General features: G+C 59.6%; 12 protein-coding genes. 8 read left to right on the top strand and 4 right to left on the bottom strand.

From position 1 onward, the window contains the following. Positions 1-213: 213 nt before the first annotated feature. From ACZ89R_RS12245 to ACZ89R_RS12235, 3 genes are read right to left on the bottom strand one after another with little or no spacing between them, the layout of a single operon-like run. The gene (locus ACZ89R_RS12245) at positions 214-603 is read right to left on the bottom strand and encodes a hypothetical protein (RefSeq protein WP_008072054.1); all 390 of its coding nucleotides are present in this window, start codon (positions 601-603) and stop codon (positions 214-216) included. 8 nt (positions 604-611) lie between these two features. Next, positions 612-1,040: a DNA polymerase III subunit chi gene (locus ACZ89R_RS12240; RefSeq protein ID WP_429545662.1), complete on the bottom strand. Its 429-nt coding sequence runs from the start codon at positions 1,038-1,040 to the stop codon at positions 612-614. A gap of 60 nt (positions 1,041-1,100) precedes the next feature. Further along, positions 1,101-2,591, bottom strand: a complete 1,491-nt coding sequence (locus tag ACZ89R_RS12235; RefSeq protein ID WP_429545663.1) for a leucyl aminopeptidase — start codon at positions 2,589-2,591, stop codon at positions 1,101-1,103. A gap of 295 nt (positions 2,592-2,886) precedes the next feature. Between ACZ89R_RS12235 and lptF the strand changes: the two genes are divergently transcribed. The 8 genes from lptF (at position 2,887) to pdxJ (ending at position 11,317) form a co-directional block, all read left to right on the top strand. Further along, entirely contained in the window at positions 2,887-4,005 is a 1,119-nt protein-coding gene (lptF, locus tag ACZ89R_RS12230) for an LPS export ABC transporter permease LptF (protein WP_429545664.1), read from the top strand. Beyond that, positions 3,998-5,059, top strand: coding sequence for an LPS export ABC transporter permease LptG (gene lptG, locus ACZ89R_RS12225; RefSeq protein WP_063341463.1), 1,062 nt, complete (start codon positions 3,998-4,000; stop codon positions 5,057-5,059). Before lptF ends, lptG begins: the two co-directional genes overlap by 8 nt. Positions 5,060-5,229: 170 nt before the next feature. Next, positions 5,230-7,029: a translation elongation factor 4 gene (lepA, locus tag ACZ89R_RS12220; protein ID WP_123494427.1), complete on the top strand. Its 1,800-nt coding sequence runs from the start codon at positions 5,230-5,232 to the stop codon at positions 7,027-7,029. A gap of 5 nt (positions 7,030-7,034) precedes the next feature. Further along, positions 7,035-7,889 carry a signal peptidase I gene (gene lepB, locus ACZ89R_RS12215; protein WP_008073129.1) on the top strand — a complete coding sequence of 285 codons (855 nt, stop codon included), beginning with the start codon at positions 7,035-7,037 and terminating at the stop codon, positions 7,887-7,889. A 184-nt stretch (positions 7,890-8,073) separates the two neighbouring features. After that, positions 8,074-8,763 carry a ribonuclease III gene (rnc, locus tag ACZ89R_RS12210; protein ID WP_007905528.1) on the top strand — a complete coding sequence of 230 codons (690 nt, stop codon included), beginning with the start codon at positions 8,074-8,076 and terminating at the stop codon, positions 8,761-8,763. Further along, positions 8,756-9,658 carry a GTPase Era gene (era, locus tag ACZ89R_RS12205; RefSeq protein ID WP_429545665.1) on the top strand — a complete coding sequence of 301 codons (903 nt, stop codon included), beginning with the start codon at positions 8,756-8,758 and terminating at the stop codon, positions 9,656-9,658. The genes rnc and era overlap by 8 nt, the downstream gene beginning before the upstream one ends. 172 nt (positions 9,659-9,830) lie before the next feature. After that, the gene (gene recO, locus ACZ89R_RS12200) at positions 9,831-10,520 is read left to right on the top strand and encodes a DNA repair protein RecO (protein WP_063341462.1); all 690 of its coding nucleotides are present in this window, start codon (positions 9,831-9,833) and stop codon (positions 10,518-10,520) included. Positions 10,521-10,570: 50 nt separating this feature from the next. Then, positions 10,571-11,317, top strand: coding sequence for a pyridoxine 5'-phosphate synthase (pdxJ, locus tag ACZ89R_RS12195; RefSeq protein WP_429544198.1), 747 nt, complete (start codon positions 10,571-10,573; stop codon positions 11,315-11,317). A gap of 94 nt (positions 11,318-11,411) precedes the next feature. Here pdxJ and mltF read toward each other — a convergent pair whose 3' ends face one another. Continuing rightward, positions 11,412-12,872 (bottom strand): membrane-bound lytic murein transglycosylase MltF, encoded by a 1,461-nt coding sequence (mltF, locus tag ACZ89R_RS12190; RefSeq protein WP_429545666.1) that lies wholly within the window; start codon positions 12,870-12,872, stop codon positions 11,412-11,414. Positions 12,873-12,914 lie beyond the last annotated feature (42 nt).

The raw sequence follows: 12,914 nt of genomic DNA, 5'->3' as shown, positions 1-12,914 counted from the left end.
GCAAGTATAGCGGGGCGTGGGGCGTAGGGCGAGCAGGTGCGGACAGGGCGCCGATCAATAACAGCGCGAATCAAATATGGAGGCAATTTGGGGGAGGGGGCTTGCCCTGTAGGAGCTGCCGCAGGCTGCGATCTTTTGGCGTCTCCAAGAACACTGAAGATAAAAGTCAAAAGATCGCAGCCTGCGGCAGCTCCTACATTGGAGCGGTAGCGTTTATTCGTACTGGCTCAACAACCGTTCCATCCGCGCATCAAGACGGCGTTTGATTTCGGTTTCGATGTGCGGGGCGAAGTCGTCGATCACGTCTTGCATGATCAATAGCGCGGCGGCGCGCAGTTCGCTGTCCAGGTGCAGCAGGGCGTCGGGGCCTTTGCTCGCGGCAGGCGACGGTTGCGCGGCTGGGGCGGGTGGCGGTGTCGTTTCGACGGGTTGCGGCGCATTGCCGACAGTGTCGAACAGCATGGGGATCTGTTCCTGATCACCTTCAATGACCGTGTCGGTCAGCAAGGGCGGTTGCAGGTTGTCATCGCCGAGCAATTGGCGGATCGACTCGAGGTCATCCAGCAGATGCGCGGAATTTTGCTGCGGTTTTGGAGTGTCCATCGGAATGCTCAGAGTCGCTGTAAACGGTGATCTTGCAGAGGATAGCCCTGTTCGCGGTAGAAACGGAAACTCTCCCGCGCAGCCGAACGAATCGTCGGATCTTCCACCACCACTTCCGCCACGCGGGCGAACTGTTTGGCAAAAACCGGGACTTTCAGGTCGAGATTGACCAGCAGATCCTGATGCTGACCGCAGTCATCGCCAAGACCCAGGACAATCAAACCCTCCGGCTCGCTTTCGGCGGGACCGTGCGGCACGAAGCTCTCGCCCTTGAAGGCCCACAAACGCGCATTAAGGTCATCACGCTGGGCGGCATCGCTGCAGTGCAGGTAAATGCGGTGGCCCATGCGCCAGGCTTTTTCGGTGAGCTTGCAGGCGAAATCCAGCCGCGCCGAAGGATCGGCGCTGGGCAGGATATAGAAGTCGACTTTGGTCATTGCGGTTCCTGAGCCCTGGGCGGCGCCACTGGTCAGTGGCACCGCTCGGGGTCATCGGTTTCAGGCTTTGGCGCGGTCCAGCAGGTATTGGGTCAGCAGGGGAACCGGACGGCCAGTGGCGCCCTTGTCCTTGCCGCCGCTGGTCCAGGCCGTGCCGGCGATGTCCAGGTGCGCCCAGTTCAGGTTCTTGGTGAAGCGCGACAGGAAGCAGGCAGCGGTGATGGTGCCGGCTTTCGGGCCGCCAATGTTGGCGATGTCGGCGAACGGGCTGTCCAGCTGCTCTTGATATTCATCGAACAGCGGCAGTTGCCAGGCGCGGTCGTCGGCGGATTGGCCGGCGCTCAGCAGTTGACCGATCAGCTCGTCGTTGTTGCCCAGCAGGCCCGAGGTGTGGGAACCCAGTGCGACGACGCACGCGCCGGTCAGGGTGGCGATGTCGATCACCGCTTGCGGCTTGAAGCGTTCGGAATAGGTCAGGGCATCGCACAGCACCAGACGGCCTTCGGCGTCGGTGTTGAGGATTTCCACGGTCTGGCCGCTCATGGTGGTGACGATGTCGCCCGGACGCGAAGCATTGCCGCTCGGCATGTTCTCGGCGCAAGCCAGGATGCACACCAGGTTGATCGGCAGTTTCAGCTCAAGCACGGCACGCAAGGTACCGAACACGCTGGCGGCGCCGCCCATGTCGTACTTCATTTCATCCATGCCGGCACCCGGCTTGAGGCTGATGCCGCCGGTGTCGAAGGTGATGCCTTTGCCGACCAGTGCGTACGGCTTCTCGGATTTCTTGCCGCCGTTGTATTGCATGACGATCAGGCGCGGCGGCTGGGCGCTGCCCTGGCCGACGGCGTAGAACGAGCCCATGCCCAGGTCCTTGATCTTCTTCTCATCGAGGACTTCGACTTTCAGGCTCTTGAATTCTTTGCCCAGGTTCTTGGCTTGCTCGCCCAGGAATGTCGGGTGGCAGATGTTTGGCGGCAGGTTGCCCAGGTTACGGGTGAAGGCCATGCCATTGGCGATCGCGGTGGCATGGGCCACGGCCCGTTCGACTTCAGCCTGTGCTGCCTTGATGGTCACCAAGGTGATTTTCTTCAGGGAAAGCGGGTCGGCTTTCTGGCTCTTGAACTGGTCGAAGGTGTACTCGCCATCTACCAGGGTCTCGGCCAGCAGGCGGTTCTTGCCATAGCTGTCGCGGCCTTTGACCACGACTTCGTCCAGGGCCAGCACTGCATCGCTGCCGCCCAGGCCTTTGAGGGTGTTGAGGATGCCGGCGATGATTTTGCGGAACGGGCGATCACCCAGCTCTTCATCCTTGCCCACGCCCACCAGCAACACGCGCTCAGCCTTGAGGTTAGGCAGGCTGTGCAGCAACAGGCTCTGGCCGACTTTGCCGGCCAGGTCGCCGCGCTTGAGCACGGCACTGATAGTGCCACCGCTCAGCTCGTCGAGTTGTTTGGCAACGGCGCCGAGTTTGCGGCCTTCGCCGACGGCGACCACCAGCGTGGCGGTCTTCAACGTTTCCGGGCTAACGCTTTTTACAACCAGTTCCATGTCTGGGTCCCTGAATTAATGGTCAAAGTGCGCGACGCGCAGAAGCTTGCTTATAAGTAGAAGGACGCCGGTGCAGTGCCAGCGACAAAGGCCGCAGTTTGAACCTCGCTACCGGCGCCTGACAACCCTCGGGCGTGCGAACTTCGTTGGTTCAGGCGTCTGCTTGAGCGTGCGCAGTGACAGGCGCACCCAATCACAGGATAATGCGCCATCTTTTTCGGCGGCTCTGCCCTGCGGGCCGACCGATACGTTTGTTTGTTTGGCCGCTTAGCCTGACAACCCTGGAGTGTCTGGTTTGATTGTCTTCCGTTATCTATCCCGCGAAGTCCTGTTGACCTTGAGCGCCGTCAGCGCCGTGCTGCTGGTCATCATCATGAGCGGACGCTTCATCAAGTACCTCGCCCAAGCGGCCTCTGGCGCCCTGGATCCGGGCTCACTGTTCCTGATCATGGGCTTTCGTCTGCCAGGTTTCCTGCAGTTGATCCTGCCTTTGGGGCTGTTTCTCGGGATCCTGCTGGCCTACGGTCGTCTGTACCTCGACAGCGAAATGACCGTGCTGTCGGCCACCGGCATGAGCCAGCAGCGACTGTTTCGCATCACCCTGTTTCCGGCCACGCTGGTTGCGCTGGTGGTGGCATGGCTGAGCCTGAGCCTGGCGCCACAGGGGGCCAACCAGTTCCAGCTGCTGCTGAACAAACAGGACGCACTGACGGAATTCGATACCCTTGAGCCCGGCCGCTTCCAGGCTTTGCGCGACGGTACCCGTGTGACCTACACCGAGCAATTGTCGGATGATCGCGTCAATCTGGGCGGCGTGTTCATTTCGCAAAAGAATGTAAATTCCGACAAAAAGGACCGCGGGATTTCCGTATTGGTGGCCGAGAAGGGCCGTCAGGAAATTCGCCCCGACGGCAATCGGTATCTGATTCTCGACAACGGCTATCGCTATGACGGTAATCCGGGTCAGGCCGACTACCGCGCCATCAAATACGACGAGTACGGCGTATTGCTGCCCAAGCCGGACGTCAGCGACGAAGTCACCGACCGCGATGCGATGACCACCAGGTCCCTGCTGGGCAATGATGACATCCGCTCGCGCACCGAACTGCAATGGCGTCTGTCGCTGCCGTTGCTGGTCTTCATCGTGACCCTGATGGCGGTGCCGCTGTCGCGGGTCAACCCGCGCCAGGGCCGTTTCCTCAAGCTGCTGCCGGCGATTCTTCTTTATATGGCTTACCTGACCATCCTGATTGCCGCTCGCGGCGCCCTCGAAAAGGGCAAGATCCCGGCGGCATTGGGCTTGTGGTGGGTGCATGCGATCTTCCTGGTCATCGGCCTGGGCTTGCTGTACTGGGAGCCGTTGCGCTTGAAGATGGCGAGTCGCCGCAGTGCGCTGGAGGTGGCCCGTGGATAAGCTCGATCGCTACATCGGTAGCAGCGTGTTCATGGCGATCCTGGCGGTACTGGGGATCATTCTGGGTCTGGCAACGTTGTTTGCCTTCATCGATGAGATGGGCGACGTCAGCGATACCTACACGCTGGCGGATGTCCTGAGCTATGTGCTGCTGACTGCGCCACGCCGTCTGTACGACATGTTGCCAATGGCGGCGCTGATCGGTTGCCTGATCGGCCTCGGCAGCCTGGCCAGTCACAGCGAACTGACCATCATGCGCGCTGCGGGCGTGTCGCTCGGGCGGATCGTCTGGGCTGTCATGAAGCCGATGCTGCTTTTGATGGTGGTGGGGCTGGTGATCGGTGAATACGTCGCGCCGGCAACAGAAGTCACCGCTCAGGCCAACCGCTCGCTGGCTCAGGGTAGTGGCGATGCGCAAAGCGCCAAGCATGGTCTGTGGCACCGTCAGGGTGACGAGTTCATTCACGTCAACTCCGTGCAACCCAATGGTCTGCTGTACGGCGTGACCCGTTATCGCTTCGATGATCAGCGCCACATCCTGTCTTCGAGCTTCGCCAAGCGCGCGGAATTCGACACGGATCACTGGCAACTGAGCGACGTCACGACCACGTTGTTCCATGAAAAGAACACCGAAGTGGTGACGACTCCGGTGGAGCGTTGGGAGGTAGCGCTGAGCCCGCAACTGCTGAGCACTGTGGTGATGGCGCCGGAATCACTGTCGATCACCGGTCTGTGGAGTTACATCCACTACCTGGCTGACCAGGGTCTGAGCAATGGTCGTTACTGGCTGGCGTTTTGGGTCAAGGTGTTGCAGCCGCTGGTGACCGCTGCATTGGTGCTGATGGCGATTTCCTTCATCTTCGGCCCGCTGCGTTCGGTGACCCTCGGTCAGCGGGTCTTTACCGGTGTGTTGGTGGGCTTCACCTTCCGCATTGTCCAGGATTTGCTCGGCCCTTCGAGCCTGGTATTCGGTTTCTCGCCGCTGTTTGCGGTGCTGGTGCCGGCCGGAGTCTGTGCCCTGGCCGGGGTCTGGTTGTTGCGCCGGGCCGGTTGACCGCGGGTTATTCCCGAAAGGCTTGTCACTCAAAACGCCCCTGTCGCAAGACCGGGGCGTTTTTGTACGCGCCGTCTGACCTGCGAACGTGACGCTTGCGTCGTGGATCAGGTACAATTCCCGGCTATTTTTCGGCGGGCTATGCCTGCAGCCTTTTTGAGTGTTGATCCGTGAGTGATTTGAGTCATATCCGCAATTTCTCCATCATCGCCCACATTGACCATGGCAAGTCGACGCTGGCCGATCGCTTCATCCAGATGTGCGGCGGCCTTGCCGAGCGCGAAATGGAAGCCCAGGTGCTGGACTCCATGGACCTGGAGCGTGAACGCGGGATCACCATCAAGGCCCACAGCGTCACCCTTTATTACACCGCCCGCGATGGCATCAAGTACCAGCTGAACTTCATTGACACCCCCGGCCACGTTGACTTCACCTACGAAGTCAGCCGGTCGCTGGCGGCCTGTGAAGGTGCATTGCTGGTGGTCGATGCCGGTCAGGGCGTTGAAGCGCAGTCGGTTGCCAACTGCTACACGGCGATCGAGCAGGGCCTGGAAGTCATGCCGGTCCTGAACAAGATTGACCTGCCACAGGCCGATCCGGACCGCGTCAAAGAAGAAATCGAAAAAATCATCGGCATCGATGCCACTGACGCGGTCGAGTGCTCTGCCAAGACCGGTCTGGGCGTCGATGAAGTGCTCGAACGCCTGGTAACCACGATTCCTGCGCCGACCGGCAACTACGAAGATCCGCTGCAAGCGTTGATCATCGACTCGTGGTTCGACAACTACCTGGGCGTTGTTTCCCTGGTACGCGTGCGTCACGGTCGTGTGAAGAAGGGCGACAAGATCCTCGTCAAGTCCACCGGCAAGATCCACCTGGTGGACAGCGTCGGCGTCTTCAACCCGAAACACACCGCCACCGTTGACCTGAAGGCCGGCGAAGTAGGCTTCATCATCGCTGGCATCAAGGACATTCACGGTGCACCGGTCGGTGACACCCTGACCTTGAGCTCCACGCCAGACGTTGACGTGCTGCCAGGCTTCAAACGCATTCAGCCGCAGGTGTATGCCGGTCTGTTCCCGGTCAGCTCCGACGACTTCGAAGATTTCCGTGAAGCGCTGCAAAAGCTCACGCTCAACGACTCGTCCCTGCAATACACCCCGGAAAGCTCCGACGCGCTGGGCTTCGGCTTCCGTTGCGGGTTCCTCGGCATGCTGCACATGGAAATCATCCAGGAGCGCCTGGAACGCGAGTACGACCTGGACCTGATTACCACCGCGCCGACGGTAATCTTCGAGCTGTTGCTGAAAACCGGTGAGACGATCTACGTCGACAACCCGTCGAAACTGCCGGACCTGTCGTCGATCGAAGACATGCGTGAGCCGATCGTGCGGGCCAACATTCTTGTGCCGCAAGAACACCTGGGCAACGTCATTACCCTGTGCATCGAAAAACGCGGTGTGCAGGTCGACATGCTGTTCCTCGGCACTCAGGTACAAGTGACTTACGACCTGCCGATGAACGAAGTGGTGCTGGACTTCTTCGATCGCCTGAAATCCACCAGCCGCGGCTATGCTTCGCTGGATTACCATTTCGATCGTTACCAATCGGCTAGTCTGGTGAAACTGGATGTGCTGATCAACGGCGACAAGGTCGACGCCCTGGCGTTGATCGTGCACCGTGACAATGCGCACTACAAAGGTCGCCAGTTGACCGAGAAGATGAAAGAACTGATTCCGCGGCAGATGTTCGACGTGGCAATCCAGGCCGCCATTGGCGGGCAGATTGTGGCGCGGACAACCGTCAAGGCCCTCAGAAAGAACGTATTGGCCAAATGCTACGGTGGTGACGTCAGCCGTAAGAAAAAGCTGCTGGAAAAGCAAAAGGCCGGTAAAAAACGCATGAAGCAGGTCGGTAATGTGGAAATTCCACAGGAAGCCTTCCTCGCCGTGCTCAGGTTGGATAGTTAGGTCCTATGTCACTAAATTTCCCGCTGTTGCTGGTCATCGCCGTGTTCGTCTGCGGTCTGTTGGCGTTGCTCGATCTGCTGTTCCTGGCGCCACGGCGCCGGGCTGCCATCAACTCTTATCAGGGTAGCGTCAGCCAGGCTGACATGGTGGTGGTCGAGAAACTGAACAAAGAGCCGCTGCTGGTCGAATACGGCAAGTCGTTCTTCCCGGTGTTGTTCATCGTACTGGTGCTGCGTTCGTTCCTGGTGGAACCGTTCCAGATTCCTTCCGGCTCGATGAAACCGACCCTGGACGTCGGCGACTTCATTCTGGTGAACAAATTTTCTTACGGGATCCGCCTGCCGGTGATCGACAAGAAAGTCATCGAAGTCGGTGATCCGCAGCGCGGTGATGTGATGGTGTTCCGCTACCCGAGCGACCCGAACGTCAATTACATCAAGCGTGTGGTAGGCCTGCCGGGTGACCAGATTCGCTATACCGCAGACAAGCGTCTGTTCGTCAACGGTGAATCGATCGCCGAACAACTGGTCGGCTCCGAGCCGGGCACGTTGGGCAGCGCCGAGCTCTACAAGGAAAAACTCGGCATTGCCGAGCACCTTATCCGCAAGGAAATGAGCCGCTACCGCGCAGCGCCGGATCGTTCGTGGACCGTGCCTGCCGGGCACTACTTCATGATGGGCGACAACCGCGACAACTCGAACGACAGTCGCTACTGGGATGATCCGAGTATTCCCAAGAATCTGCTGGGCATGGTTCCCGACAAGAATATCGTCGGCAAGGCCTTCGCAGTCTGGATGAGCTGGCCGGAACCAAAACTCAGTCACCTGCCGAATTTCTCGCGGGTTGGCCTGATCAAGTAATCACACACGGCGCTGTTGAACACAGCGCCGAATGCATTTCTGGAGTCGGCATAATCGGCACCGGACGCATGAAAACAATGATATTCAGGACGTTATTTTTGAACACAGCGTTAATTGTCCCAAGCCTGCGCCGCACCACGGCGATGGCGGTGGAATCCAGCCACGAACTCAGCGTGGGTAAACCGTGAGCGTCTCCTTAAGCCGTCTAGAGCGTCAGCTCGGCTACACCTTCAAAGACCAGGAACTGATGGTCCTGGCCCTGACTCACCGCAGCTTTGCCGGGCGCAACAACGAACGCCTGGAGTTCCTCGGTGATGCCATCCTCAATTTCGTCGCTGGCGAGGCGCTGTTCGATCGCTTCCCGCTGGCCCGCGAAGGCCAGTTGTCGCGTTTGCGCGCCCGCTTGGTGAAAGGTGAAACCCTGGCCGTATTGGCCCGTGGTTTCGATCTGGGCGAATACCTGCGCCTGGGCTCCGGTGAGTTGAAAAGCGGCGGTTTCCGTCGCGAGTCGATCCTGGCCGATGCCCTGGAAGCGCTGATTGGTGCGATCTACCTGGACGCCGGCATGGACATGGCGCGCGAGCGCGTGCTGGCCTGGCTGGCCGGAGAGTTCGAAGGCCTGACGCTGGTCGACACCAACAAAGATCCGAAAACCCGCCTGCAGGAATTCCTGCAGTCCCGTGGTTGCGAGCTGCCGCGTTACGAAGTGGTGGATATCCAGGGTGAGCCGCATTGCCGGACGTTCTTCGTCGAATGTGAAATCATCTTACTGAATGAAAAAAGCCGAGGTCAGGGTGTGAGTCGTCGTATTGCCGAACAGGTAGCGGCCGCCGCAGCACTGATTGCCCTGGGTGTGGAGAATGGCAATGACTGATTCAACCGCAACTCGCTGTGGCTATGTTGCCATCGTCGGCCGTCCCAACGTGGGCAAGTCCACGCTGCTGAACCACATCCTGGGTCAGAAGCTGGCGATCACCTCGCGCAAGCCGCAGACCACCCGTCACAACATGCTCGGCATCAAGACCGAAGGCGCCGTTCAGGCGATCTACGTCGACACCCCAGGCATGCACAAGGGCGGCGAAAAGGCTCTGAACCGCTACATGAACAAGACCGCTTCGGCGGCGTTGAAAGACGTCGACGTGGTGATCTTCGTGGTTGACCGCACCAAGTGGACCGACGAAGACCAAATGGTCCTCGAGCGCGTTCAATACGTGACCGGCCCGCTGATCGTGGCGCTGAACAAGACCGACCGTATCGAAGACAAATCCGAGCTGATGCCGCACCTGAGCTGGTTGCAGGAACAGCTGCCGAACGCGCAGATCATGCCGATCTCGGCCCAGCACGGGCACAACCTGGACGCTCTGGAACGAGTGATCGCCCAGCACTTGCCGGAAAACGATCACTTCTTCCCGGAAGATCAGATCACTGACCGCAGCAGCCGCTTCCTCGCCGCCGAACTGGTGCGCGAGAAAATCATGCGCCAGTTGGGCGCCGAGCTGCCGTACCAGATCACCGTGGAAATCGAAGAGTTCAAGCAGCAGGGCAAAACCCTGCACATCCATGCGTTGATCCTCGTCGAACGTGACGGCCAGAAAAAAATCATCATTGGCGACAAGGGCGAGCGCATCAAGCGCATCGGCACCGAGGCGCGCAAGGACATGGAGTTGCTGTTCGACTCCAAGATCATGCTTAACCTGTGGGTCAAGGTTAAGGGCGGCTGGTCCGATGACGAACGTGCGCTGCGTTCGCTGGGTTACGGCGACCTGTAATACCTGATCTGGATGTACGAGGATCCCCTGTGGGAGCGAGCCTGCTCGCGATAGCGGTCTGTCAGTCAACAACTCCGTTGAATGTTAGTCCCCCATCGCGAGCAGGCTCGCTCCCACAGTGGTTTTGGGGGTGTTTGTAAAACTGCGCTCCTTCATTGAGAACTGCGATTCCATGTCTCCAACCCAGCCCATCGCCCAACCCGCCTACGTCCTCCACAGCCGCGCCTACCGCGAAAGCAGTGCGCTGGTGGATTTCCTCACGCCGCAAGGTCGGCTACGGGCGGTGTTGCGCAGCGCGCGGGGCAAGGCCGGGACATTGGCGCGGCCGTTTGTGCCGCTGGAAGTCGAATTCCGTGGGCGGGGTGAATTGAAAAACGTCGGTCGCATGGAAAGCGCCGGTGTTTCCACTTGGCTCAACGGCGAGGCGCTGTTCAGCGGTCTCTACCTCAACGAGTTGCTGATCCGTCTGCTGCCCGCCGAAGACCCCCATCCCGCAGTCTTCGATCACTACGCCGCGACCTTGCTCGCCCTGGCCGAAGGCCGTCCATTGGAGCCATTGCTGCGCTCCTTCGAATGGCGTTTGCTCGACGACCTTGGTTATGGCTTTGCTTTGAACACCGACATCCACGGCGACCCTATCGCGCCGGATGGTCTCTACCGCTTGCAAGTGGATGCAGGCCTGGAACGGGTCTACCTGCTACAACCGGGTCTGTTCAACGGCACTGAATTACTGGCCATGGCCGATGCCGACTGGTCTGCGCCCGGAGCGCTGTCCGCTGCCAAGCGCTTGATGCGTCAGGCGCTGGCCGTTCATCTGGGTGGTCGTCCGCTGGTCAGTCGTGAGTTGTTTCGCAAGCCCTGATCACCCCGTATGCTGTGCACCGAACTTTCCCCTATTTCAGGAGCGCTTCCGTGACCACCAGCAATCGCATTCTTCTTGGCGTGAACATCGACCACGTTGCCACCCTGCGTCAGGCCCGGGGTACTCGCTACCCGGATCCGGTCAAGGCAGCGCTGGACGCGGAAGAGGCGGGCGCTGACGGCATCACCGTGCACTTGCGCGAAGACCGTCGGCATATTCAGGAACGCGACGTGTTGCTGCTCAAGGACGTGCTGCAAACCCGCATGAATTTCGAGATGGGCGTCACCGAAGAAATGATGGCGTTCGCCGAACGCATCCGCCCGGCGCACATTTGCCTGGTCCCGGAAACCCGTCAGGAGCTGACCACCGAAGGCGGTCTGGACGTGGCAGGGCAGGAGGCGCGGATCAAGGCGGCGGTGGATCGTCTGGCGAAGATTGGCTGTGAAGTATCGCTGTTCATCGACGCTGACGAGCGGCAGATCGAAGCATCCCGCCGTATTGGTGCGCCAGCCATCGAATTGCACACCGGGCGTTATGCGGATGCCGAGACACCAGCCGAAGTCGCTGAAGAGCTCAAGCGCGTGGCCGATGGCGTGGCATTTGGTCTGGCCCAGGGGTTGATCGTCAACGCCGGCCACGGTCTGCACTATCACAACGTCGAGGCTGTTGCGGCGATCAAGGGCATCAATGAACTGAACATCGGCCATGCGCTGGTGGCTCATGCGTTGTTCGTCGGGTTCAAGTCGGCTGTTTCCGAGATGAAAGCGCTGATTCTGGCGGCTGCTTTAAAGGGCTGAAAATCAAAAGATCGCAGGCTTCGGCAGCTCCTACAGGTGTACACAAAACCCTGTAGGAGCTGCCGAAGGCTGCGATCTTTTTGCAGGCGCCGCCTTAAAGCGGTGGGGTTTCCTGGCTCGGCTTGGTCTTGTCGACCCCCGGCACATGCAGGTTGCCTTCGGCGACCTGATTGCCTTCCAGCTGCGGCTGCGTGACCCACGTCAGGATGTCGTAATAACGACGGATGTTCGCCACAAAATGCACCGGCTCGCCCCCACGGGCGTAGCCGTAACGAGTCTTGCTGTACCACTGTTTCTGCGACAGACGCGGCAGGATTTTCTTCACGTCCAGCCACTTGTCCGGGTTCAACCCTGCCTTGGCCGCCAGTTTGCGCGCGTCATCCAGGTGACCGCTGCCAACGTTGTAGGCTGCGAGCGCGAACCACGTACGATCCGGCTCCTGGATCGACTCATCCAGTTGCTCTTTCATATAGGCCAGGTACTTTGCCCCACCCATGATGCTCTGCTTGGGATCGAGTCGATTGGACACGCCCATGGCTTGCGCCGTGTTCTGGGTCAGCATCATCAATCCGCGCACGCCGGTCTTGGACGTGACCGCCGCTTGCCACAGCGATTCCTGATAACCGATCGCCGCCAGCAGGCGCCAGTCGACTTTCTCTTTCTTGGCGTACGTCTTGAAATGCTGTTCGTATTTGGGCAGCCGCTGCTGCAGATGCTGGGCGAAGGTATAGGCGCCCATGTAACCGAGTACATCGACGTGCCCGTAATAGCGATCCTTGAGGCGTTGCAGGGTGCCGTTCTTCTTCACTTTGTCGAGGTAATCGTTGATCTCGTTGAGCAGGCTGTTGTCTTCGCCGGCGGCCACGGCCCAGCTCTGATTGCTGGCATCACCGAGATCGAAAGCGACCCGCACGTTGGGGAAGTACACCTGGTTCATCGCGACTTCGTTGGAATCGACCAGGGTCAGATCGATCTGGGCTTCGTCGACCATGCGCAGCAAGTCGACGACTTCAACCGCGTCGGACTCTTCGTATTCAATGCCGGGAAATTTCTTTTTCAGTTCTGCCAATTGCTCGGCGTGGGTGCTGCCCTTGAGCACCATGATCTTCTTGCCGACCAGGTCGCCTGCGTCGGTCGGCCGTGACTGGCCGTTGCGGTAGATGATTTGTGGGGTGACTTCGAGGTAGGAGTGGGAAAATCGCACCTGTTTTTTTCGTTCTTCGCTGCTGACCAGGCCGGCAGCAGCCAGCACCGGGCCATTGGGCTTGCCCACCTGATTGAACAGGTCGTCGAGGTTGTCGGCGGTTTCGATCTTGAGCTCGACCCCCAGATCCTCGGCAAAGCGCTTCACCAGCTCGTATTCGAAGCCGGTTTCACCGTTGCGATCCTGAAAGTAGGTGGCGGGACTGTTACGGGTAACCACCCGCAGCACGCCATCCTCCTTTACGCGCTCCAGCGTGTTGGGTTTATCAACACAGCCACCGAGCACCAGGAAGAGTCCGGTTGCGATCAGCCATTTGGCGTACCGCGGACGCAAAGCCGTTGGGGAAAACATCTGCGCAGTATACGCAAAGGACCACGAGCGCCATATCTCGAC

The organism is Pseudomonas sp. TE3728 (assembly GCF_056279145.1).
This window is presented reverse-complemented; position numbering and strand designations above follow the sequence as displayed.